We start from the raw sequence: 24,043 nt of genomic DNA on the forward strand, positions 1-24,043 counted from the left end.
CGAGGACGAGCGAGCCCCACGATGACGTACCCCCGACACCGCGATGACGACGCGCGCGTTCCCGCTTCTCCGTCGTTTCCCGATCTCGAGCATGAGGTGCTCGACTACTGGGAGGCGGACAAGACCTTCCAGGCGAGCATTGACCAGCGCGAGGCCGGCCCGCAGGGGTCGAACGAGTTCGTCTTCTACGACGGCCCGCCGTTCGCCAACGGTCTGCCGCACTATGGCCACCTTCTGACCGGCTACGTCAAGGACCTGGTGCCGCGCTACCAGACGATGCGCGGACGCCGGGTCGAACGCCGCTTCGGCTGGGACTGCCACGGACTCCCCGCCGAGGTCGAGGCCGAACGCGAGCTCGGCATCACCGCCAAGCGGGAGATCCTCGACCTGGGCGTCGATCGGTTCAACCAGGTGTGCCGGACGTCGGTGTTGCGCTACACCGCCGAGTGGGAGCGGTACGTCAACCGGCAGGCCCGCTGGGTGGACTTCGACAACGACTACAAGACGCTCGACCTGTCCTACATGGAGAGCGTGCAGTGGGCGTTCAAGACGTTGTACGACAAGGGGTTGGTGTACGAGGGCTTCCGGGTCCTGCCGTACTGCTGGCGGTGTGAGACACCGCTGTCCAACACCGAGACCCGGATGGATGACGTCTACCGCGACCGGCACGACCCGGCGATCACGGTCGCCTTCGAGCTGGAGACGGGGGAGAAGCTGCTGGTCTGGACGACCACTCCCTGGACGTTGCCGTCCAACCTCGCGGTCGCGGTCGGCCCCGACATCGACTACGCCGTCGTCGAGAAGGACGGCGTGCGGTACATCCTGGGCGAGGCCCGGCTGGCGGCGTACGCCAACGAACTCGTCGACGCCGAGCGGGTCGGAACCCTTCGGGGCAGCGAGCTGGTCGGCCGCCGCTACGCCCCGCTGTTCGACTTCCTCGCGGACACACCCAACGCCTTCCAGGTGCTTGGTGCCGCCTTCGTGACCACCGAGGACGGCACCGGCGTCGTGCACCTGGCGCCGGCGTTCGGTGAGGACGACCAGGCGACCTGCGATCTCGCCGACATCCCGACGATCGTGACGGTCGACGACCACACCCGCTTCACGTCGCTGGTGCCGGCGTACGAAGGACTCCAGGTCTTCGAGGCCAACAAGCCGGTCATCCGCGACCTCAAGGAGCGCGGCGTTCTGGTACGCCACGACACCTACACCCACAGCTACCCGCACTGCTGGCGGTGCGACACGCCCCTGGTCTACAAGGCGGTCGGGAGCTGGTTCGTGGAGGTGACGAAGTTCAGGGACCGCATGGTCGAGCTCAACCAGCAGATCAGCTGGACGCCGGAGCACGTCAAGGACGGGTCGTTCGGGAAGTGGCTGTCGAACGCGCGCGACTGGTCGATCAGCCGGAACCGCTTCTGGGGTTCACCGATCCCGGTGTGGAAGTCCGACGATCCGGCGTACCCGCGGGTCGATGTCTACGGCTCACTGGATGAGATCGAGCGCGATTTCGGCGTACGCCCGACCGACCTGCACCGGCCCACGATCGATGACCTGACGCGGCCGAACCCCGACGACCCGACCGGCCGCTCCACGATGCGGCGGGTGCCGGAGGTGTTGGACTGCTGGTTCGAGTCGGGGTCGATGTCGTTCGCCCAGGTGCATTACCCGTTCGAGAACACCGAGTGGTTCGAGCATCACTACCCGGGTGACTTCATCGTCGAGTACGTCCCGCAGGTGCGCGGGTGGTTCTACACCCTGCACGTGCTCGCGACCGCGTTGTTCGACCGGCCGGCGTTCCGCAACTGCGTCGTACACGGCAACATCCTCGGCGACGACGGCCGCAAGATGAGCAAGAGCCTGCGCAACTACCCGGACGTCTTCGAGATGTTCGACATGTATGGCTCCGACGCTATCCGCTGGTCCTTGATGGCGTCGCCGGTGCTGCGCGGCGGCGATCTCTCGGTGACCGAATCTCTGATCCGCGACAGCGTGCGGCAGGCGATCAACCCGCTGTGGAATGCCTTCTACTTCTTCACGCTCTACACGAACGCCGAGTCCGCGGTGGCTCGGTGGCGTACGGATTCGACGCACGTGCTGGACCGCTACGTGTTGGCGAAACTCCACGACACGGTGGCCGCGACGACCGACGCGCTCGACGCGTACGACATCTCGCGCGCGTGTACGGCGGTGCGGTCGTTCCTCGACGTGCTGACCAACTGGTACGTCCGGCGTTCGCGGGAGCGGTTCTGGTCCGGCGACCAGGACGCGTTCGACACGCTCTACACCGTCCTCGAGGTCCTCACGCGGACCGCGGCGCCGCTGCTCCCGCTGGTGACCGAGGAAGTGTGGCGCGGGCTCACCGGCGAGCGCTCGGTGCACCTTGCCGACTGGCCCTCGCTCGAGGACCTGCCGGCGGATCCCGACCTCGTGGCGGCGATGGACGGCGTACGCGACGTGTGCTCGGTGGCGCTGGCACTCCGAAAGGCGAAGGGGCTGCGGGTACGCCTGCCGCTGGCGGCCCTGACGGTGGCCGCGCCGGACGCCGGATCGCTCGCGCCGTTCGTGGATCTCATCCGCGACGAGGTGAACGTCAAGGCGGTCGTGCTCGAGGACGAGGTCGCGGCGCACTGTCAACGCGTCCTTTCGGTGGTGCCACGCGCGTTGGGACCGCGCCTCGGCAAGGACGTCCAGCGGGTGATCCGTGCCGTGAAGGGGGGCGAATGGTCGGTGTCGGACGAAGGAGTCGTGGCGGGCGGAGTCCCGTTGCTGGAGGGGGAGTACGAGCTACGGCTGGTCCCGACGGACGCGGACTCCTCGACCGCGCTGCCCGGCGACGTCGGCGTGGTGGTCCTCGACACGGAGGTCACCCCGGAGCTGGCCGCCGAAGGTACGGCCCGGGACGTGATCCGGGCGGTCCAGCAGGCCCGCCGCGACGCTGGTCTCGACGTGTCTGACCGGATCGGGCTCGTGGTGTCCTCACCGGATGCGGAGGTGCGGGCCGCCGTCGAGGCGCACCGAGACCTGGTCACGGGGGAGACCTTGACGGAGGAGCTGACCTTCGGCGACCTGCCGGGCGAGGGCGCTCCGGTCGAGGTGGGCGACGGCTTCTCCGTCCGCGTGTCCGTCCGTGGGCTCCAGTGACGCGGCGGCACTGACACGACCGTGGTGCCCGCGGCGCGCCCAGGGCCCAAAATGATCACGTATACGTGGTCATTACCCGCTTCGCATGGTGCCGATGTCATGTGAGGCAGGCAATGACCACGTATACGTGATCATTCAGGGGCCCTCACGTCGGTGGCAGGAGGCCGGTGACCGGATCGCGGGACGTGACGCAGTACTCGCGGCCGACGGGATCCCGCAAGGTCACCCACGAGGCGGTACGCCCCACCACCGTCGCGCCAAGCTGCTCGTGCCGGCGTACCTCCGCTTCGACGTCGTCGCAGGCCAGGTCGACGTGCGCCCGGACCGGTTGCCCTGGCTCGGAGGTGTCGAGGCGTTGCAGGAGCAGGCGGAACGGCATCCCCGCCGGACGCTGAAGGTATTCGAACTCCGGGCGGGACCCAGGTCGTCGCTCCCAGCCGGTGAACGCCGCCCAGAATTCCACCTCGCGGTCGAGGGCACCGGCAGGTATGTCGAGGCAGATCTGGTCGACCAGACTGCGATGTCCGTCGGTCCACCGGAGGGGCACGGGACGCTCGTGCTCCCCGTGGTGTGTGACGACACAGAACGCCAGGCCGCCCGGGGAGGCCAACACCACAAGGGTGTTCTGGTCGGCCACGATCGTGGCGCCCAGCTTGACCGCGCGCGCCACCTCCGCCCGCACCGCATGGGAATGAACATCGAGGTGGCAGCGGGCGGGCCCGTCACACACGTCCTGCACCCGAAGGAACGCGCAACCCTGCTCGGGCAGCAAGGTCGCGAACTCCTCCCGCTCACCTCGCCACGAAGACAAGCCTGACCGGGTCACGCCTCGCCAGAAGGCGAGCCCCGCCTCGCGGTCGGAGTCGTACGGAGAATCCAGGAAGACGGTCAGCCACCGAATGGTCATCCCACCAGTGTCGCGAACCCGCCGGGGCGGCTCGGGATGTCGGTAAGGCCGGCATCAGGTGGCCGGGCGAAGGTGGCAGGTCAGCCTGACCGTGCACACGCGCCGGTCCTCCTCGTCGGTGATCACCACGTCGTACGTCGCCGTCGTACGCCCGCGATGGATCGGTGTCGCGACACCGCGGACGACGCCGCTCCGGACAGCCCGGTGATGCGTCGCGTTGAGGTCGACGCCGAGCGCCACCCGGTCAGGTCGGGCGTACAACGTCGCCGCGATCGACGCGAGGCTCTCAGCAAGGACGCACGACGCGCCGCCGTGAAGGAGGCCGAACGGTTGGGTGTTGCCCTCGACCGGCATGGTGCCGACGCACCGGTCCGGTGAGGCCTCGAGGATCGTGATCCCGAGCCGCTCGTGGATCGGGGCCTGGGGCAGGTCCACTCCGTCTGTCACCGTCCGCTCCTCTCGTCATCGCCAGCCAGTCGACCGTAGACCGTCCCGGTCGACCACGTGGCATCCGCACGTCCCGGCGCACGTCCGGCGCACGGTGCGTGGCCTTGTCGGTGAGGGCTACTAGAGTCACGTGCGTGGTAGCCGACGACGCCCCCCGCACCGACCCGACCGTCGACCCGTCCGCCGAGGCGGGTGAGCGCCCGCGCCTGTTGCTGCTCGACGGCCACTCGCTGGCCTATCGGGCGTGGTTCGCGCTCCCGGCGGAGAATTTCTCCACCAAGACCGGTCAGACGACCAACGCCGTCTATGGCTTCACGTCGATGTTGATCAACATGATCCGCGACGAGGAGCCCACCCACCTGGCGGTGGCGTTCGACGTCGGTAGGAAGACCTTCCGGGCTGAGGCGTTCGCCGAATACAAGGCAAATCGGCAGAAGACGCCCGACGAGTTCCGCAGCCAGCTGCCGCTGATCAAGGAAGTGCTCGACGCGCTCCGCATCCCCTACGTCGAGGCCGAGGGCTACGAAGCCGACGACGTGATCGCCACGCTGGGCAGGCAGGGCGTCGATCTCGGCTATGACGTTCTCGTGGTCTCCGGCGACCGTGACACCTTCCAGCTCGTCTCCGACCAGCTCACCGTGATCTACCCGACCAGGGGTGTCTCGGAGGTCGCCCGGATCACGCCCGCCGAGGTCGAGAAGCGCTACACCATCGGGCCCGAGCGCTACCCCGACCTCGCCGCGCTGGTGGGTGAGACCAGCGACAACCTTCCCGGTGTGCCCGGGGTCGGCCCCAAGACCGCGGCCAAGTGGATCAACCAGTACGGCTCTCTGGACGACCTCGTCGCCCGGGTCGACGAGGTGAAGGGCAAGGCTGGTGACTCACTCCGGGCCCACCTCGGCCAGGTCCTCCAAAACCGCCAGCTCAACGAGCTGGTGAGCGACCTCAGCCTGCCGGTCCAGCCGGTCGATCTCCTCCGGCACCCGTGGGATCGCGACGCCGTCCACCAGGTGTTCGACGCGCTGGAGTTCCGGGTGCTGCGTGACCGGCTCTTCGCCACCCTGCACGCGCCCGAGCCGGAGGCGGAGGAGGGTTTCGAGGTCGCCGGCGAGCGGCTTGCGCCCGACCAGCTGAGCGGCTGGCTCGAGCAGCACGCCAAGGGCGACGGTGAGTACGTCCGCACCGGCCTTCACGTCCAGGGCAGCTGGGGCCGCGGCACGGGCGATGTGATCGGGCTGGCGCTCGCGTCCTCTGACGGTGCCGCCGCGTGGGTCGACCCGACCGAGCTGTCACCCGACGACGAGAAGGCGTTGACCGACTGGCTCGGTGACGCCCGATACGAGAAGGCGCTCCACGACGCCAAGGGCCCGACGCTGGCGCTGGCGGCACGAGGTTGGACGCTCCGCGGTGTCACCAGCGACACCGCCCTGTCGGCCTACCTTGTGCGCCCCGACCAGCGTTCGTACGACCTGGGCGACCTGACCCTGCGCTACCTTCGCCGCGAGCTGCGCTCGGAGGAGCCGGCGAACGGCCAGCTCAGCCTGGAGGGCGTGGACGACAGCGGCGGGATCGCCGAGCACGCCATGGTGGCGGCCCGAGCGGTCATCGACCTCGCCACGGCCCTCGACAAGGAGTTGGGCGACCGCGGTGGTGCGCGCCTGCTCGAGGAGGTCGAGCTTCCGCTCGTCGACGTTCTCGGCGGGATGGAGCGGGTCGGCATCTGCGTCGACGTCGACCGGCTCTCCGATCTCGAGTCGCACTTCGCCGGTCAGGTCAAGCAGGCCGCCGACGAGGCTTACCGCGTGATCGACGAGGAGATCAACCTTGGTTCGCCCAAGCAGCTCCAGGTGGTGCTCTTCGAGAAGCTCGGCATGCCCAAGACGAAGCGCACCAAGACCGGCTACACGACCGACGCGGAGGCGTTGCAGCAGCTCTACGACCAGACCGAGCATCCCTTCCTCGCCCATCTCCTCGCGCACCGTGACGCGTCGAAGCTCCGGTCCACGGTCGAGGGGCTGCTCAAGACGGTCGCCGTTGACGGGCGCATCCACACGACGTTCAACCAGACCATCGCGGCGACCGGGCGGCTGTCGTCCACCGACCCCAACCTCCAGAACATCCCGATCCGCACGGAGGAGGGGCGCCGGATCCGCGAGGCCTTCGTGGTCGGGCCGGGCTACGACTGCCTGCTGACCGCCGACTACAGCCAGATCGAGATGCGGATCATGGCGCACCTCTCCCACGACGAAGGGCTGATCGAGGCGTTCCACTCGGGAGAGGACTTCCACGCCGCCACGGCGTCGCGGGTGTTCGCGGTGCCCGCCACCGAAGTGACCAACGAGATGCGGGCCAAGATCAAGGCGATGAACTACGGCCTCGCCTATGGCCTCTCGGCATACGGCCTGTCCCAGCAGCTGCGGATCGACGTGGCCGAAGCCCGCGAACTCATGGAAGAGTACTTCGAGCGGTTCGGTGGCGTACGCGACTACCTCCGCGGCGTGGTCGACGCGGCCCGCAAGACCGGCTACACCGAGACGATCCTGGGTCGCCGCCGCTACCTCCCCGACCTCACCAGCGACAACCGCCAGCGTCGCGAGATGGCCGAACGCATGGCGCTGAACGCGCCGATCCAGGGTTCGGCGGCCGACATCATCAAGGTCGCGATGCTCGGTGTCGACCGGGCACTGCGGGAGGCGAAGCTCACGTCGCGGATGCTCCTCCAGGTCCACGACGAACTCGTGCTGGAAGTGGCGCCAGGCGAGCACGACCAGTTGGAGCAGTTGGTACGCCAGCAGATGGCCGCGGCCGCCGAGCTCACCGTGCCGCTCGACGTCTCCGTGGGTGAGGGCCGCACCTGGCACGAGGCCGGGCACTAGGGCGTGTTTCCGTGATCGTGAAGGATATTCATCGCGATATGACGAATCCTTCACGATCATCGGGTGCCCGAGGATGCCTATTCAAAACTCTTGGTCTGGCGTCTGTTCGACGCTGGACGGCCTGAGCTGGCGAGGCGGGATAGTTCGCGTGGGTGCACTTGCTGTACTTACGCGAAGTCAGGCCCGTCTATGGCTCTGCGCTTGGATGAAGTTGATCAACGGTCCGCAAATCGGGCGCCCCCCGCGGAGGGAGTCCGAATTCGGGACCGTTGATCAACTTCGCGCCAATAACTCCAGAAACCGCGCCCCGGAAGATGAATAAGGTTTATGGCGAAACCCCCGACTATCCCGATGCTGAGAAATCAGGCCGTCGGTGGCTTCCTGCTCACGGGCCAGGTCGCTCGTATCCCAGATCGCGAGCGGATCTGAAGACGTCCAGAATCGAACCATGAGTTGATGCCCAGTTCCGTGTGAAAACTGGCATCAACTCAAGGTTCAACGAGCACCGTATCCGTCCGCCGCGGTGGCCGTCCGCGCCTCGGGAGGTCCGGGCTGATCGCCAACGCGAACAGCCAGCTCATCTCAGCCCGCTGGCGAGACCTCCTTGTCGCCTTCGGTGACCCGCTGGTTGGCGCGCCGCTCACGGTGCCGCGCCCAGAGTGCCAGGGCGAGCAGGAGTGCCAGCAGGGTGTATGCGATCACCGAGAACGGACTGGAAACCAAGGCGGTCAGGTTTCCCTGACTGATCGCGAGCGTCCTGCGCAGCTGCTCCTCGGCCATCGGACCCAGGATCATCCCGACGACCAGTGGCGCGATCGGGTAGCCATGGCGCCGCATGAAGAACCCGAGCAGGCCGATCACCAGCAGGAGGGCAAGGTCGATGGGGGAGAAGTTCACCGCGTAGCTGCCGAGGGCGGCGAAGACCAGGATTCCGGCGTAGAGGTAGTGCCGCGGGATCTGCAGCACCTTCACCCAGATACCGACCAGGGGAAGGTTGAGGACCAGCAGCATGAGATTGCCGATGTAGAGGCTCGCGACCAGAGTCCAAACCAACCCTGACTGGTTCTGGAGCAGCAGCGGCCCGGGCTGGATTCCGTAGCTCTGGAACGCCGCGATCATGACCGCCGCGGTAGCCGTGGTCGGCAGTCCCAGCGTCAGGAGCGGGACGAGCACGCCCGCGGCCGCGGCGTTGTTCGCCGCCTCCGGACCTGCCACGCCTTCGATCGCGCCGTTGCCGAACTCCTCCTTGCGCTTCGCGATGCGCTTTTCGGCGGCGTACGAAAGAAAGGTGGACACGTCCGCGCCGCCGGCTGGGATCGTCCCGATCGGGAAGCCGATGAGCGTGCCACGCAGCCACGGCCGCCACGACCGGGACCAGTCGGACCGGTTCATCCAGGACCGCCAGCCCTTCGGCACCGGGATCACCTGGACGGGCCCGTGCCGCAGGCGGGACGCGACATAGAGCGCCTCGCCGACCGCGAAGACACCTACGGCCACCACCACGACATCGATGCCGTCCGTCAGCGTCGGGATCCCGAAGGTGAATCGCTGCTGGCCGGTGAGGGTGTCGGTCCCGATCAGTCCTAGGAAGAGTCCGAGGGCCAGCGCCGCGAGCCCACGCGAAACCGAGGAGCCCAGCAACGCTCCCACCGTCACGAACGCGACGATCATCAGTGCGAAGTAGTCGTTCGGGCCGAGCTGGACGGCGAAGTCCGCCATGACCGGCGCGACGAGCGTCAGTGCGACAGTCGCGAGCGTCCCAGCGACGAACGATCCGATCGCGGCGGTGGCGAGGGCCGCGGCGCCGCGGCCCGCCTTCGCCATCTTGTTGCCTTCGAGGGCGGTGACGATCGAGGCTGACTCGCCGGGTGTGTTGAGGAGGATCGAGGTGGTCGAGCCGCCGTACATGCCGCCGTAGTAGATACCGGCGAAGACGATGAGCGCGGCCGTTGGTTGCAGGGTGTACGTGAGCGGCAGGAGCAACGCCACCGTCATCGCCGGACCGATGCCGGGCAGCACTCCGACGGCGGTCCCCACCAGGACACCGAACAACGCGTACAGAAGATAGATCGGCTGGAGAGCGCTCGCGAAGCCTTCCAGCACCGCACCGAAGTCACCCATGGAGGAAGGGCACCCCCTCAAACGGCCCGGCTGGCAGCGACAACCCCAACCCGGCCGCGAACACCGCTTGCAGTACCAGCCCCATGGCCAGACCGATCACCACCGGCTTCCACCACGGCCGCGCGCCCAGCGTCCACGCGGCACCGGCGAAGAGGATGGCGATCGAGAGCGGCCAGCCGATCCAGTCGATCAGCACCGCCTGCGCGACGAAGAACGCCACCAGCTTCACGACCGTGAGCCAGTCGGTCCGGGCGTCCGCATCGACGTCTTCGCCTTCCTCGGCCTCGCCGAGCTTGCCTCGCCAGGTCGCGACCAGGACCGCCATCCCGGCGAGGACGAGCAGGCCGCCGATGAAGTACGGGAACGTCCGCGGTCCCATCGCGTTGGCTGACCCGGGTACGACGATCGTGGCTGTGTCGACCAGCGTGAAGATGCCGAGCCCGGCGATCAGGCCACCGAGGGCGTACTCCTCGATCCGCCGCACCCTGCCCTCGCGGGCGGCCCGGCCAGCAGCGCTGGTCGGACCGCCCGCTTTGCTCATCGTGTCGGCCACGGCTATTTCACCAGTCCGATATCGCGCAGGATCCCTTGCACCGAAGCGATGTCCTCGTCGAGGAACGTCTTGAACTCATCACCCGCCAGGAACGCGTCGCCCCAGCCGGCCCGGTCGAGTTCGGCCTTCCATTCCTTGGACTCGTGCAGTTTGGTGGCGAGGTCGACCAGCGTCTTCCGCTCGTCGTCGGAGATGCCACCTGGTGCGACGAGACCCCGCCAGTTCGTCAGTTCGACGTCGTACCCGGCCTCCCGCAGCGTCGGAGCGTCGATGCCCTCGACGCGCTTGGCGCCTGAGACGGCGAGCGCACGGACCTTCCCCGCCTTTACCTGCTCGGCGTACTCACCGATGCCGGAGATGCCGGCGTTGACCTTGTTTCCGAGCAGAGCCGCGAGCGACTCGCCGCCACCGGAGTAAGCGACGTAGTTGAGCGTGTCGTTCAGCTTGTCGGGGGTGACACCGGCCTCCTTGAGCAGGAGCCCGGCCAGGATGTGGTCGGCGCCGCCGGCTGACCCACCGGTCACCGCGACGCCCTTGCCCTTGGCCTTGATGTCGTCGATCAGTTCCTTGACCGTCTGGTACGGCGAGCTCGCCGGTACGACCACGATCAGGTCTTCCGACGTCAGTCGGGCAACCGGGGTGGTGTCCTCGAGCCTGACCTTGGACTTGTTGGTTTCGACCGCGCCCACCATGACCAGCCCGGTGACCATGAGGACGTCCGGGTTCTTTTCGTTCGCGAGCTGCGCGAGCCCCACGGTCCCACCCGCACCGCCCACGTTGGACACCTGAATGCTCTTGGCGAGGTCGGCGGCCTGCATGGCCTTCTGTGCGGCGCGGCCGGTCTGGTCCCAGCCGCCTCCTGGATCAGCCGGCACCACGATCGACAACCGATTGATGCCGGCGGCAGGATCGTCCGCCGTGGTGCCGCACGCGCTCAGGCCGACGCCGGCCGCGACGACGACGGCGACGAGAGACGTACGGACCCGGTTGAGAGCGCCCATCCTCACTCCTTCTCATGTGTGGCGTGGGCCACATCTGCTGTAGTGACGAAGGACGCTAGAGGGCCGCCGGCCGAGCAGAGAAGAGTTCGGTCGTAACGGTGGTATTGGTCATTTCGGTCGTGTAACGGCGCTGTAGCGATCTGATGCACACTGAGCGGATGCGTCGTTCGGTGTCGCTGCGCGTCCAGCTGCTTGCCCTGCAGTTGGCCATCGTGCTGGTCACAGTCGTGTCAGCGGGTGGGCTCGCGGCCTACCTGCAGGCGCGACAGATCCGCGAGACCTACCTGACCCGCATGATCGCGGTTGCGGAGAGCGTCGCCCGGTTGCCGTCAGTCAAGGACGCCTACAAGCAGGCCGACCCGTCCGCGACGATCCAGCCCATCGCCGAACTCATCCGGAAGGCCTCCAACGTCACGTACGTCGTGGTGACCGACGATGCCGGCATCCGGTACTCCCATCCGGTCCCGGAGCGGATCGGTGAGCCCGTGTCGACCGACCCGACAGTGCCGCTTTCTGGGAAGGTTTTCGTAGGCACCGAGACCGGAACGCTCGGCCGGTCCTGGCGGGTCAAGGTGCCCGTCTTCGATGACTCAGGTGCGGTCATCGGCTCGGTGTCCGTCGGCATCCTGGAGTCAGAACTCCTCGACGACCTTCTCGACGACGTGCCGACCCTGCTCGGCTGGCTCGCCGGAGCGGCCGTCCTCGGTACGCTCGGCGCCGCCTGGGTCACCCGGACGGTCCGCCGCCGCATCTTCGGCCTGGAGCCGGATGAGATCGCCACCTTGCTGGAGACGCGGGACGCCATGCTGCACGGCATCCGGGAGGGCGTTGTCGCGATTGATACCCGCGGCAAGATCGTGCTGGTCAACGACGAGGCCAAGCGGTTGCTCGACATCACCGACGACCCTTCGGGCCGGACAGCCGACGAGATCCTCGAACCAGGACTCGCTGCCCTGGTCCGGTCTGACACCGACATCGATGACCAGCTCATCCTGGCCGGGGTGCGGATCCTCGTCGCCAACCGGAGCACCGCCACCGTCGACGATCGTCACGTGGGAGTGATGTTGACCCTGCGGGACCGGACGGAGCTGCACAACGCCCTGAGGGAACTCGACGGCCAACGCACGCTCACCGAGGCTCTGCGGGCGCAGGGCCATGAGTTCTCGAACCACCTGCACGTGGTGTCGGGTCTCCTCGAACTCGGCCGGCCGGATGAGGCGATCGCGTTCATCGATCGGGTCGGTCACGGTGGTGCTGTCTCCGACACCACGGCAGGGATCCGCGACCCGGCGGTTTCCGCTCTCCTGCTGGCCAAGACGGTAACCCTGCGGGAGCGTGGCGTGTCGTTGCGGGTCGTTCCGTCGTCCTGGCTCCCGGAGGGCCTCGGAGACGATGTGGTCACCGTCTTGGGCAACCTCATCGACAACGCCGGCGACGCGGCTGGTCCCGGCGGCACCATCGAAGTGCTCGTCGAGGAGTCCGGCGACGGCACTCTGATCCGGGTCGCCGACGACGGACCCGGCGTGCCACCCGGTCAACGTGAGCTCATCTTCACCGCCGGATACAGCTCCAAGCCTGTCGCCTCCGGAGGGAGCCGGGGGATCGGTCTTGCCCTGGTGACCCGGATCGTGGACCGTCGCGGTGGACGGGTCGAGGTGCGGGACCGCGACGACGGAGGCGCGGTGTTCGAGGTGTGGCTCCCGGTCCAGCGATCGGCTGGCTCTCCTGTCCCGGCGGGAGGCACTCCATGACCGGCATGGCTCCGACCGTACGCACCCTGATCGTCGACGACGACTTCGCCGTCGCGGCGGTCCACCGGGGGTTCCTGGAGTCCCTTCCTGACTTCAGCGTCGTGGGCGAAGCCCACCTTGGCGCTGACGCGTTGCGCGCTGTCGAGGACCTGCACCCCGACCTGGTGCTCCTCGACATCTACCTGCCAGACATCTCGGGCCTGGAGGTGCTGCACCGGCTCCGGGCGCGCCCCGGACCTCCGGTCGATGTCATCGCGATCACCGCCGCGCGAGAACTCGACACCGTACGCTCCGCCATGGCCGGTGGCGTCGTCAACTACCTGATCAAGCCGTTCACCCTGGACGTCTTCACCGATCGCCTCAACGCCTACCTCGCCCATCGCCGGGAGGTACGCCGGGTCGCCGGCAGGGCGAACTCCGGAGCGTTGGACCAGGACTCGGTCGACCGGTTACTGCGGGTCAGGCAGAACCCGCAACAGGCCCGGCTCCCGAAGGGTCTGTCGTTGCGTACTCTCGGCCTCCTGTCGTCCGCGCTGGCAGAGGCCAGGACCGACCTGTCCGCCGCGGAACTCGGCGAGCGCACGGGTGTCTCCCGGATCAGCGCCCGCCGCTATCTCGAGTACCTCGTCAGCGCGGGCCTGGCCAGCGTGGCCCCCCGATATGGAGCGGCTGGCCGGCCCGAGCATCGCTACCGCTGGACAGGTGAGCCGGCGCCGAGAAGTTCTCCATGAGGCTGGGCGAAGGCGCCAGCCGCCATGTGATCAGCGCCTCAGCAGGCGCCAGACGATGAGGCCCGGCGTGTCGTGGTACGCCGCGCGGGCCGCGTCAGGGCAGTACCGCTGCGCGTCTGAGCCACCGTGCCCACCCGATACGTCTCCCCAGCGAGGCTCCCGGCAGGCCAGAACCTCGAAGCCGGTCGCGTGCGCGGCGGTGAGGTAGTCCGACGGAAGGAAGCGCGTGGCGGGCATCGCGCGGCGACCGTCCGGCCCGTCGACGCTCGACACGCCCCCGAGGTAGAGGGACAGCCAGTGGATGTCAGACAGCACCACCTGTCCACCAGGACGGAGTACCCGCGCGAACTCCCGCAGAGCCGGCTCCAGGCTGGGTTCGTACGTCAGCGCCAGCGCGCACACGACCGCGTCGAAGCTGGCATCCGGGAATGGCAGGGCGTCGAGGGTGCCCGCACGAAAGTCGCCACCGGGAACCTTCCGGCAGGCGTGTTCCAGCATCTCCAGTGAAGAGTCGACCCCCGCGACGTCGTGGCCACGCCCGGCGAGGTACGCCGAATGCCGGCCCGTCCCGCAGGCGGCATCGAGGACGCGACCCACGGCCAGGTCGTCCAGCATCGGGCGCACCACCGGCTCCTCCGCCTCGATCAGCGGATTCCCGCCGTCGTCGTACGACGCCGCCCAGACGGCGTAACCCTCGCGGGTGCTCGCTCGGCCGACCGTGCTGCCCGGCCGGGTCGTGAGCTCGGGATCGGCAAGCAGCGCACGCACCTCCGCGAGCCGAGCATCGATGAAAGCTGGGTCCGCACCGACGTCATCACCGGCCAGCGCGCGCAGCAGAGCGACGCCCTCCAGGCCGAGCAACCATCCCAGCGGATGCGAGTAGTGCGCCATGTGGAGACAGTAGGGAATTCGACCCGGACAGGCCCACCGAATTTCCGCCGGCGTTGGTCAGGTGGCAGAGGTCTGCAGCTTGGCAAGTACGTCAGCTAACTGGCGGGCGGAGTTGCGTACGCCCAACTCCATGCTTTGCTCGACGATGCGGTCGCGGTTTTCGACCGACTGGAAGCTCGAGACCGAGCGGACCATCGTCATACCGCCAAGGTCTTCAAAGGTGTAGGTGTCAAGGGAAACTTGCCCTGGACTGCCTTCGTATTCAAAGGTCTGCACGATGGCATCAGGGGAGGGTGCACCGTGAAAGACGCCACGGAAGCCGTAGACGCGACCTTCGGCGTCTTGGCTGAGGTACCGCCATCGGCCACCATCTCTGACGTCGTATCGCTCGATGGTGATGCGCGCGTCGCATCCGCCGAGCCACTGGGTCAGTAGCTCGGGTTCGGTGTAGGCCCGGAACACCAGGTCGCGGGGTGCGTCGAACTCTCGCGTGATGATGATCAGCGGCATGTCGGGTTCAGCGGTGATCTGTGTCCTGCTCATGGTCGGTGCTCTTTCTCAAGGTGTCGCGTCGTTGTCAGGATCGGGTGTCTGGGCGGCTTGCAGGTCGGCGAGAAGCGCGTCGAGCCGTTGGTGTCTACGCTCCCAAAAGCGTTGGTACTCGGCCAGCCAGGTGGTCGCCGCACGCAGGGGCTCGGCCTCCAGGTGACTCAGCCGGGCCGTCGCGTGCCGCCGCCGTGAGATGAGCCCCGCCTTTTCCAGCACCTTGAGGTGCTGAGAGATCGCCGGCTGCGAGACCGCGTGTGGCTTGGCGAGCTCGCCGACCGTCGCATCACCTTGGCTCAGTTGCGCCAGGATCGCGCGCCGAGTCGGATCGGCGAGCGCTCCGAAGACCAGACTGAGCGTGTCCGAAGCCATCTGTGACCTTCCTCCTGAGCGATCCCGTCGTTACGGGTGGTCTTTCGGGGCGGTGCTGGGCTGGTACTCGAGCATGACCAGCCGGGAGTCCAGCACCTTGGTATCGACCAGGTCGAGTCCGGTCCGGGTGTGGCCCACTGAGAAGGGTTCGCGGCCGGCATTTCCGAGGACGATAGGAAAGACCGTGATCCGGATCCGGTCGACCAGGCCCGCTTCCAGCAGGCCCTTCACCAGTGTGAGGCTTCCGATCGTGCGCAGCGGTACGTCCGACTGCTGCTTCAGCGCCTGGATCTGCGTGCTGAGCTCGCCGGAGACCAGCCGTGTGTTGTTCCAGGCCAGCGGCTCTTTGAGGGTGTTGGACACGACCACTTTCGGGATCTCGTTCATCCACGAGCTCGCCGGGTCGGTGGCCGGGGAGGAGATCGCCGCCATCGCCTCGTAGGTGACGCGCCCCATGACCACGACATGCGGTGTGCTCATCACGTCATGCAGCCGCTTCTCCAGGTCGGGGCCGAAGTAGCCGAAGTACCCCTCGACATCGACGCCCGCGGCGAACCCGTCGAGCGAGAGAAACAGGTCCGCGGTGAGATCAACCACGATCAGTCCTTTCAGTCCAGGTGACGATCTTTGATAAATAACTCCTTCTAAAATGAAGTCCTTATGAAGCTAATCCGCCTGCTCGGCGACTGTCAAGCGCGGGAGGCACTCGCAAGTCGCCCGCATCCCTGGCTGGTCCGACCGATAGCGTGACCGGCCGGAGGTGAGGCACGGTGGGTGGATCGGTGCCGCGGTGGGTGAGGCTCGCCCTGGTGGTCGCGGCCCTGGCACTGCTCGCCCTGGCCGGCGTGTCCAGGTGGCTTCTCATGCCCCGGCTGGAGGCGCTACCACTGAACGGCGCGACCACGCACGCACGCGCCAGTGACGGCATCGTCGGCGATCCCACCACCGGCTCGCAGGTCCGGACAGACCTCACCATCACCAACCGATCGCGCCCGGTCTCAGTGGGATCGGCGCGGCAGTTCGGAAATGACGTGGCCGTCTTCGATCTCGCAACGACCGGACGTGGCTCGGACGGCCGCGCGCTCTTCGCCCGTCACGACCGCCTCGCCGTTGATCGGCGCGATCGACAGGCGGCCCCTTGCTGTCCCGGCCAGGCGGGCGCCACCGGGGGACGGGCCAAGCACGGGTACGTCCTGAGCTTCCCGCCCGACGTTGGCAAGCGAAACTATCCGCTCTGGGACCCCATCCTCGCCAAGGCGCTGCCGGTGCAGTTCGCCACCACGGACTCGGTGAACGGCCTTCCCACGTACGTCTTCGTCCAGAACATCCCGCCCACCGCCGTGGCCCGCGATCGCGTTCCAGCCCGGATTGTCAAGGCTGGCTTGACAGGCACGGCGACCGTCGACCGGGTCTACACCGTTCGCCGGAGGATCTGGGTCGAGCCGCGGACCGGCACCATCGTGCAACGTCGCGAACAGGCCGAGACGACCCTCCGGGCCGGCGGGCGCACGATCATGACGGTGTACGCCGCGGATTCTCGCTACGACGCCGCGACCGTGCGTTCGCAGGTCGCGCTCGCTGGGCCGTGGTCGCGGCGCCTCGCCCTCACCGGAGACATCCTGCCGCTCGTCGCCGGCGTTCTCGGACTGTTGGCGCTCGGGATCGGCCTCACCGCCCGCCCGTCCAGCGACCGCCCTACGACTGTGTCGGCCGTTCCGGCTGTTCCGGCCGGCGTACGCAGCTGAAGATCGCTGTTCCCGGAATGTGGCGCCCGCGCAGGGGGCTCCAACCACCCCAGGTCTGCTCCAGCCCGGCCGGCCACTCGGGCTCGACCAGGTTGGTGACCGTGAAGCCGGTGGTGTGCAGCGCCCGGATCCAGTCACCAACGGTGCGGTGATGCTCGACGTACGTGGTCCGGCCGCTCTCGTCGGTCTCGACGTACGGCGTGCGGTCGAAGTACGACAGGCGGGCCACGAGCCCATCCCGTCCTGGATCGTCCGGAAAGGCCCAGCGCACCGGGTGGGTGGTGCTGAAGACCCAGAGCCCGCCGGGACGCAACACCCGCGCCACCTCCCGGAGCACCGCGACCACGTCCCCGACGAACGGCAGCGCGCCGAACGCCGAGCACACGACGTCGAACACGCCGTCCCGGAACGGTAGGCGACCCGCGTCCGCACCCGCGACCGGCACCGCGATCCCACTGGTGTCGTCGAGCCGGCGGGCGTGCTGGAGTTGGCGGTACGACAGGTCGACGCCGACGGCCTCGGCTCCTCGGGCGCGGAGCCAGCGGGCGCACTGGCCAGCGCCGCAGCCCACCTCGAGGACCCGCCGTCCGCGTACCTCGCCGAGCAGGTGCACGTCCGCCTCGTCCAACCCCTCAGGTCCCCAGACGAACCCCACGTCCCGCAGGAACTCACCGTGCTCGTGCTGGTAGTCGTCCGCGTTGAGATCCCACCACGAGCGATTGGCCCGCGCGGTGGTCGTCGGGTCGGGCCTTCTGCCGGTTCCAGACACGGTGCTCCTCGCTGTCGGCACGCACTTCTAGGATTCTCCGCATGACGGCCGCTTCCTCTGCTTCCCCCTCCACCAGTGACGTGTACGCCGAGGCCGAGGGTCTCTGCGCCTTCGTCGACGCGTCGCCTTCGCCGTTCCACGCCTGTGCCGAGGTAGCCACCCGGCTCGAGGCGGCCGGGTTCTCCCTCCTCGACGAGGCGGACCGCTGGCCGCGTGATCCCGGTCGCTATTACATCCTCCGTGGCGGCTCGCTCGTCGCGTGGAGCACGGAAGCGGTGACGACAGCGGGCACGCCGTTCCGGATCGTCGGCGCGCACACCGACAGTCCCAATCTCCGGATCAAGCCACATCCCGACACCAGCCGGGCCGGTTGGCAGCTGCTGGCCGCGGAGCCATACGGCGGCCCGCTGCTCAATTCCTGGCTCGACCGCGACCTCGGTCTGTCGGGTCGGGTCAGCGTCCGCGCTTCGGAGGGCGTGGAGGAGCGCCTGCTGAAGGTCGACCGTCCGATCCTGCGGGTGCCGCAGTTGGCGATCCACCTCGACCGGGAGATCCGCGAGACCGGCGTCAAGCTCAACCCACAACAACACGTGTTCCCGGTCTGGGGCGTCGGCACCTCACCCGGCGACTTCAGCGGATTCGTCGCGGAGGAGTTGAAGGTCGAGCCCGGCGACATCCTCGGCGGGGAGCTCATGACCCACGATCTGGCGCCGAGCCGGCGGATCGGCCGTGACGGCGATCTCATGAGCGCGCCGCGACTCGACAACCTCGGCACGACCTACTCCGGCCTGCGCGCCCTGCTGCGTGCGGTCGAGGCGCCCGGTGCTGACATCCCGGTCCTCGTGCTGTTCGACCACGAGGAGGTCGGCAGCGTCTCGGAGCGGGGCGCCGCGTCGACCCTGCTCCCGCATGTGCTGGAGCGGATCGTGCTCGCCGCCGGCGGTGACCGCGAAGACCTGCTCCGCGCCCTGGCCGGCTCGATCTGCGCCTCTGGCGACATGGCCCACGCGACCCACCCCAACTACCCCGAACGTCACGAACCCCACCACCAGATCCGGATCAACGGCGGACCCGTCCTCAAGATCAACGTCAACCTCCGGTACGCCACGGACGCCCGGGGCGCGGGTGCGTTCGCTCAGGCCTGCGAGCAGGCCGGTGTCCCGATGCAGCGGTTCGTCAACCGCGCCGACCTGCCGTGTGGTTCGACGGTCGGTCCGATCACGGCGGCGGGCGTGGGCGTGACCACGGTCGACGTGGGTGCACCGCAGTTGGCGATGCACTCGGCCCGGGAGATGTGCGGCGCGGCCGATCCGGGGATGTACGTCGCCGCGCTGGCGGCCTTCCTCGCTCCGGCGGGGTGAGGCCACGCGCGCCGGCTGGCCCGCGCTGGCAGCCTCGTGATGGCCAGGCCATTTCAGATTGTGAAGCTTTTGGGGTGCTGTGACCCCCGAAGTTTTCACGATCTTGCTGAGGTGTAGCTGGTGCGGGGCCAGTTCGGGTGCTCGTTGCGGCGAGTCGTCGCCAAGCAGGGCGAGTTGAGGGTGCTTCGTGGGGGGATCCCGCGTGAGGTGGCGGCTGTCTCGAATGGCGTACACCCGGTTGTATCGGATAGTGAGAAGCCACGCTTTTGTCTCACATTGTGTACACCCTTTGGCGGACCTCACGCGGCAATTCCCCACCTCGCTAGGCGAATTTGCCTTGCCTGGTGGGGATATGCCGCGCCTTGTACCGGAGAAGGTGTACGCGATGTGAGACAACGCCTGCCTTGTCTCATATCGCGGGCGGACCTGAAGGTGTCGCGGCGCGAAACCTTGAGTAGGTGCCCAGTTCCCGCCGCAGAAGTGGGCGTCTACTCAAGGTCGGCGAGCACGGGTGCCGTGCCTGGGCCGCCACACCGTCGCCAGGTCCCACGTCGGCCTCCGCTCGGGCCAGGGCGCAGCAAGCTGTCGGGCGCGACGGAGTTTTGAAGATGCCTCCGTAGGGTCCAGGTCAGGTGCTCGGCTTGGCGCCGGGGAGGTACTTCTCCAGGTCGTCCAGGACACGGTTGGCGGCGGTCACACCGATGCCCGTCATCCAGGTCTCGTCAGGCACCGTGTGGGCCCGGCCGGCCTTGACCGCCGGAAGGGTCTGCCAGAGGCGGCCGTTGGTCGTCTTCTCCTGCGCGGTCGCCGCATCGGCTCCGTATGCCGTCACGAAGATGATGTCGCCGCCGGCCTCGGTGAGGCGTTCAGGGCTGATGGCGACGAAACGCCGGTCGGCGGCGCCGGTGAGTCGTTGGGCGGCCGGCCGCCCCACACCGACGTCGGCCAGGACGATGCCAACGAACGACTCCGGGCCGTACATCCGGATCTGGTCGGGCATGAAGCGCACCACGCTGACCTCGCTCGCGCTGGGATCGCCAAGCTTCCGGCCGACCGCCTCGGCGCGATCTTCGTACTCCGTGAGCAGCGAACGCGCCTGTCCTTCCTTGCCCAGAGCCTTCCCGTCCAGGAGGAAGTTCTCCTTCCATGGGGTCCCGATGTTCGCGGTGAAGACGGTCGGGGCGATGGCGCTCAGCTTGGAGTAGTACTTCTCCTGCCGGAACTTCGAGCCGAGGATCAGGTCAGGTTGGAGGGCGGCGATCGCCTCGAGGTTCAGCTCGGTGAGTACGCCGACCTCCTCGACGGGCTTCACCTTCGGGCCGAGGTACCGCGGCCAGCCGGTCACCTGGTCAGCTCGGGCGGCGCCGACCGGCACCACACCCAGAGTGAGCGCGGTGTCGAGCTTGTCGGTGTCGAGGACGACGACGCGGCGCGGGTTCACCGGGACCTCCGTCGAGCCCATCGCATGCTCGATCGTCCGGGTCTTCGGTGCGGAGGATGGCTGTCCCTCCGGCGTACCCGCGCAGGCGGCGAGTCCGAGTGCCGCGGCCGCGAGCATGAGGCCGAGCCGGCGGACGTTCATGATGCCTCCCAGGCGACGAAGGAAAGTTAGGCAATCCTAAGAGATCGCACGGGTAGAGAGGCCGCGACCTCTGAGTGAGATCCCGAAATACCCACCGCCGGGCCGTGGCGCGCACCCGCTGACGCCGATTCGGGTGAGCGTGCTTGAGTGTCTCCTCGTGCGTCGACGACGGGAGGTTCAGGCGCCTCATGACTGACAACTCCGCGAGCCTGATGGTCGAGGCTCGAGAACTCCTCGGCGCAGACGCGCGACCGCTCGCCGGTGGCTACAGCGGTGAGACGTTCCTCGTCGGCGCGGCGGGGGAGCAGGCGGTGCTTCGTCTCTACCTGCGCGACCCCGAGCGTGCCGCGGTGGACGCGGCGCTTCTGTCGCTGGTCCGCGACCTCGTTCCCGTGCCCCACGTGCTCGAGCTGCGGACCATGGCGACCCCGGATGAGCCGGCGTTCATGGTGATGGAACGCCTACCTGGTGTACGCCTGGACCATTGGCTGCCGGACGCCTCCCCGGAGCTTCGCCGCCAGGCCGGGGACAGCGTGGGCCGGCTGCTGGCGAGACTCGCGGGGATGCCGTTCCTGAGGGCCGGGCGGTTCGTCGGACCTGATCTCGCGGTGGAGCAGTGGACCGGCGCGGCCGGCGGCCTGGAGGAGTGGGTGGAAGCCCATCGCAACGCCGGGAGCTTCGCGCGCTGGACCGCTGAGGAGTTCGCCGGCCTGCTCGACGTCGCGCGGCAGGGCCAGGACCTTCTCGACACCGTCGAACGGGTCTGCCTCTGTCACAGCGACTTCAACCCCAAGAACCTCCTCGTCGACCCGCTGACCGGGCAGGTGACCGGACTCGTTGACTGGGAGTTCGCACACGCCGGGTCGCCCTACACCGATGTGGGCAATCTGTTGCGGTTCGAGGAGGACGAGATGTTCGCCACCTCCGTCGTAGGCTCCCTCGGGGACTTCGGCCCGCCGCTCGATCCGGACTTCCTCGACATCGCCCGGGCGGTGGACCTTCTCGCGGTGGTCGACCTCGTGGGCCGGCCGCGGGAGAATCCCGTGACCAGGGCGGCAGACCAGCTCGCCCTCCGCATCGCCCGCGGTCGTGATCTCGCCGGCGGCAGGCCGGACTGGCGTACGGCGCTTCGGTGAAACGGGGTCTTACCGGCGCAAGCCAGACAGAGCACCTGGGTCGGGCGCGGGTGGGAGCTTTCGGCGGGCGACCCAGGCGTAACTTCGTGGGCGCTCGCCGGTCATATGGCGGAAACTCCGGAGTGACACCGTTCGTTGCGCAGTCAAGAAACAATCATGGGCCCAATTGAGGTAACTCTGCGGCTTGCGGCGCGTTGATCCTTGACGCGCCGCCATGGCGCGTTGACCCTGATCACAGGGCCCCCGTATCCTGATATGAGCGCTGTGGGCTTGTGCGACCTCGGACGGAGCAGGCTCGCGCTCGTTCTTGTCGATCACCCGGTTCCGGCGAAGGTGGGGCCTGGATTTCCTCGGCAGTTCGATCCAAGGGCTCACGTGCGCACGTATCGACGACCAACGTCCTATCGGAGCCATCAACCAGATGACGAGCAGCATCGAGGCCCACCCGCTGAACGACACAGCACCGGCCCAGCAGGAGACGCCGCAGGTCGCGGTGAACGACGTGGGATCGGAAGAGGCCTTCCTCGCCGCGATCGACGAGACAATCAAGTATTTCAATGACGGTGACATCGTCGAAGGCACCGTCGTCAAGGTCGACCGGGACGAGGTCCTGCTCGACATCGGGTACAAGACCGAGGGCGTGATCCCCGCTCGCGAGCTGTCGATCAAGCATGACGTCGACCCCAGTGACGTCGTCAAGGTCGGTGACCCTGTCGAGGCCCTTGTTCTCCAGAAGGAGGACAAGGAAGGCCGGCTGATCCTTTCCAAGAAGCGCGCTCAGTACGAGCGGGCGTGGGGCACCATCGAGCAGATCAAGGAGGAGGACGGCGTCGTCACCGGCACCGTCATCGAGGTCGTCAAGGGCGGCCTCATCCTCGACATCGGTCTGCGCGGCTTCCTCCCCGCCTCGCTGGTCGAGATGCGCCGGGTCCGAGACCTCCAGCCGTATGTCGGCCGGGAGCTCGAGGCCAAGATCATCGAACTCGACAAGAACCGCAACAACGTGGTCCTCTCGCGCCGGGCATGGCTGGAGCAGACCCAGTCCGAGGTTCGCCAGAACTTCCTGCACCAGCTGCAGAAGGGCCAGATCCGCAAGGGTGTCGTGTCGAGCATCGTCAACTTCGGTGCGTTCGTCGACCTCGGCGGCGTTGACGGTCTGGTGCACGTCTCGGAGCTCTCCTGGAAGCACATCGACCACCCGAGCGAGGTCGTCGAGGTGGGCCAGGAGGTCACCGTCGAGGTGCTCGACGTCGACCTCGACCGCGAGCGCGTCTCGCTGTCGCTGAAGTCGACGCAGGAGGACCCGTGGCAGCAGTTCGCCCGGATCCACCAGATCGGGCAGATCGTGCCGGGCAAGGTCACCAAGCTGGTGCCGTTCGGTGCGTTCGTTCGGGTCGACGACGGTATCGAGGGCCTGGTCCACATCTCCGAGCTGGCCGAGCGCCACGTGGAGGTTCCCGAGCAGGTTGTCCAGGTCGGCAACGACGTCATGGTCAAGATCATCGACATCGACCTGGAGCGTCGCCGGATCTCGCTGTCGTTGAAGCAGGCCAACGAAGGTGCCGAGGCGATCGGGGAGCACTTCGACCCCACGCTCTACGGCATGGCCGCGGAGTACGACGACCAGGGCAACTACAAGTACCCCGAGGGCTTCGACCCCGAGACCGGCGAGTGGCTCGAGGGCTACGAGAAGCAGCGTGACCAGTGGGAGCGGGAGTACGCCGAGGCCCACCAGCGCTGGGAGGCCCACAAGAAGCAGATCGAGGCGGCGCAGCAGGCCGAGCTCGAGGAGGGCGAGGCGGCCCCGTCGTCGTACGTCTCCGCAGAGCCCGCCAAGCCGGCTGAGGGCACGCTCGCGTCCGACGAGGCGCTCGCGGCACTCCGGGAGAAGCTCACCGGTCAGAGCTGATCTTCCGCGGTTCATCCGGAAAGCCCCCGTCCTGTATGGACGGGGGCTTTTCGGTATCCCTGACCCTCGTTGGGCCCGTTCGGCCCTTCTCGCGCCATACCCGTCGTCCGCGACGAACCGCCGCATCCTTCCTGGACTGGTGCGGCCTGGCGAGTGAATCGGGCCCCACTCTTTCGCCGGCCCTGTCCGGAAGGCTTCTTGTCG

19 protein-coding genes are annotated in these 24,043 nt (G+C 67.8%); 8 read left to right on the plus strand and 11 right to left on the minus strand.

What is annotated here, in order from left to right; all coding sequences use genetic code 11:
• Window positions 1-21 precede the first annotated feature (21 nt).
• Window positions 22-3,141: an isoleucine--tRNA ligase gene (ileS, locus tag B141_RS0102190; protein WP_020573532.1), complete on the plus strand. Its 3,120-nt coding sequence runs from the start codon at window positions 22-24 to the stop codon at window positions 3,139-3,141.
• A 145-nt stretch (window positions 3,142-3,286) separates the two neighbouring features.
• Here ileS and B141_RS0102195 read toward each other — a convergent pair whose 3' ends face one another.
• Together B141_RS0102195 and B141_RS38530 are read right to left on the minus strand one after the other, a co-directional pair.
• Entirely contained in the window at window positions 3,287-4,048 is a 762-nt protein-coding gene (locus tag B141_RS0102195) for a VOC family protein (protein ID WP_020573533.1), read from the minus strand.
• A 54-nt stretch (window positions 4,049-4,102) separates the two neighbouring features.
• Window positions 4,103-4,495 (minus strand): PaaI family thioesterase, encoded by a 393-nt coding sequence (locus tag B141_RS38530; protein WP_051113917.1) that lies wholly within the window; start codon window positions 4,493-4,495, stop codon window positions 4,103-4,105.
• Window positions 4,496-4,629: 134 nt separating this feature from the next.
• Between B141_RS38530 and polA the strand changes: the two genes are divergently transcribed.
• On the plus strand, window positions 4,630-7,371 hold the full coding sequence (polA, locus tag B141_RS0102205) for a DNA polymerase I (RefSeq protein ID WP_020573535.1): 2,742 nt from the start codon (window positions 4,630-4,632) through the stop codon (window positions 7,369-7,371).
• Between the two features lie 582 nt (window positions 7,372-7,953).
• Here the strand turns inward: polA and B141_RS0102210 are convergent.
• From B141_RS0102210 to B141_RS0102220, 3 genes are read right to left on the minus strand one after another with little or no spacing between them, the layout of a single operon-like run.
• The gene (locus B141_RS0102210; RefSeq protein WP_020573536.1) at window positions 7,954-9,492 is read right to left on the minus strand and encodes a tripartite tricarboxylate transporter permease; all 1,539 of its coding nucleotides are present in this window, start codon (window positions 9,490-9,492) and stop codon (window positions 7,954-7,956) included.
• Window positions 9,485-10,045 (minus strand): tripartite tricarboxylate transporter TctB family protein, encoded by a 561-nt coding sequence (locus tag B141_RS0102215; protein ID WP_020573537.1) that lies wholly within the window; start codon window positions 10,043-10,045, stop codon window positions 9,485-9,487. The genes B141_RS0102210 and B141_RS0102215 overlap by 8 nt, the downstream gene beginning before the upstream one ends.
• A 2-nt stretch (window positions 10,046-10,047) precedes the next feature.
• Window positions 10,048-11,046 (minus strand): Bug family tripartite tricarboxylate transporter substrate binding protein, encoded by a 999-nt coding sequence (locus B141_RS0102220; RefSeq protein WP_020573538.1) that lies wholly within the window; start codon window positions 11,044-11,046, stop codon window positions 10,048-10,050.
• Between the two features lie 158 nt (window positions 11,047-11,204).
• Between B141_RS0102220 and B141_RS38535 the strand changes: the two genes are divergently transcribed.
• Both B141_RS38535 and B141_RS0102230 read left to right on the plus strand, forming a co-directional pair.
• Window positions 11,205-12,797 carry an ATP-binding protein gene (locus tag B141_RS38535; protein ID WP_202805620.1) on the plus strand — a complete coding sequence of 531 codons (1,593 nt, stop codon included), beginning with the start codon at window positions 11,205-11,207 and terminating at the stop codon, window positions 12,795-12,797.
• Window positions 12,794-13,528: a response regulator gene (locus B141_RS0102230; RefSeq protein WP_020573540.1), complete on the plus strand. Its 735-nt coding sequence runs from the start codon at window positions 12,794-12,796 to the stop codon at window positions 13,526-13,528. Before B141_RS38535 ends, B141_RS0102230 begins: the two co-directional genes overlap by 4 nt.
• 30 nt (window positions 13,529-13,558) lie before the next feature.
• On the opposite strand, the gene B141_RS0102235 is transcribed toward B141_RS0102230, so the two are convergent.
• The 4 genes from B141_RS0102235 to B141_RS0102250 are packed head-to-tail and all read right to left on the minus strand — an operon-like array spanning window position 13,559 to window position 15,934.
• Entirely contained in the window at window positions 13,559-14,419 is an 861-nt protein-coding gene (locus tag B141_RS0102235; RefSeq protein WP_020573541.1) for a class I SAM-dependent methyltransferase, read from the minus strand.
• Between the two features lie 57 nt (window positions 14,420-14,476).
• Window positions 14,477-14,929: an SRPBCC family protein gene (locus B141_RS0102240; RefSeq protein ID WP_202805621.1), complete on the minus strand. Its 453-nt coding sequence runs from the start codon at window positions 14,927-14,929 to the stop codon at window positions 14,477-14,479.
• 48 nt (window positions 14,930-14,977) lie between these two features.
• Window positions 14,978-15,337 (minus strand): ArsR/SmtB family transcription factor, encoded by a 360-nt coding sequence (locus tag B141_RS0102245; RefSeq protein ID WP_020573543.1) that lies wholly within the window; start codon window positions 15,335-15,337, stop codon window positions 14,978-14,980.
• Window positions 15,338-15,367: 30 nt separating this feature from the next.
• A complete protein-coding gene (locus B141_RS0102250) occupies window positions 15,368-15,934 on the minus strand; it encodes a dihydrofolate reductase family protein (protein WP_020573544.1) in 567 nt (188 codons plus the stop codon).
• 173 nt (window positions 15,935-16,107) lie between these two features.
• On the opposite strand from B141_RS0102250, the gene pgfA reads away from it, so the two are divergent.
• Complete coding sequence (pgfA, locus tag B141_RS0102255; RefSeq protein ID WP_020573545.1) at window positions 16,108-17,082, plus strand: cell envelope lipid trafficking protein PgfA; 975 nt, start codon at window positions 16,108-16,110, stop codon at window positions 17,080-17,082.
• On the opposite strand, the gene B141_RS0102260 is transcribed toward pgfA, so the two are convergent.
• Window positions 17,033-17,851, minus strand: coding sequence for a class I SAM-dependent methyltransferase (locus B141_RS0102260; protein WP_020573546.1), 819 nt, complete (start codon window positions 17,849-17,851; stop codon window positions 17,033-17,035). The two genes, pgfA and B141_RS0102260, sit on opposite strands and share 50 nt — an antisense overlap.
• A 41-nt stretch (window positions 17,852-17,892) precedes the next feature.
• Between B141_RS0102260 and B141_RS0102265 the strand changes: the two genes are divergently transcribed.
• Complete coding sequence (locus B141_RS0102265) at window positions 17,893-19,212, plus strand: M18 family aminopeptidase (RefSeq protein ID WP_020573547.1); 1,320 nt, start codon at window positions 17,893-17,895, stop codon at window positions 19,210-19,212.
• Between the two features lie 628 nt (window positions 19,213-19,840).
• Here B141_RS0102265 and B141_RS0102270 read toward each other — a convergent pair.
• A complete protein-coding gene (locus tag B141_RS0102270; RefSeq protein WP_020573548.1) occupies window positions 19,841-20,794 on the minus strand; it encodes an ABC transporter substrate-binding protein in 954 nt (317 codons plus the stop codon).
• Window positions 20,795-20,982: 188 nt separating this feature from the next.
• Here B141_RS0102270 and B141_RS0102275 point away from each other — a divergent pair, with 188 nt between their 5' ends.
• Both B141_RS0102275 and rpsA read left to right on the plus strand, forming a co-directional pair.
• The gene (locus tag B141_RS0102275; protein WP_020573549.1) at window positions 20,983-21,930 is read left to right on the plus strand and encodes a phosphotransferase family protein; all 948 of its coding nucleotides are present in this window, start codon (window positions 20,983-20,985) and stop codon (window positions 21,928-21,930) included.
• A 421-nt stretch (window positions 21,931-22,351) separates the two neighbouring features.
• Window positions 22,352-23,839: a 30S ribosomal protein S1 gene (gene rpsA, locus B141_RS0102280; RefSeq protein ID WP_040420379.1), complete on the plus strand. Its 1,488-nt coding sequence runs from the start codon at window positions 22,352-22,354 to the stop codon at window positions 23,837-23,839.
• Window positions 23,840-24,043 lie beyond the last annotated feature (204 nt).

It is taken from the genome of Actinopolymorpha alba DSM 45243, from assembly GCF_000373925.1.
Classification (GTDB): domain Bacteria; phylum Actinomycetota; class Actinomycetes; order Propionibacteriales; family Actinopolymorphaceae; genus Actinopolymorpha; species Actinopolymorpha alba.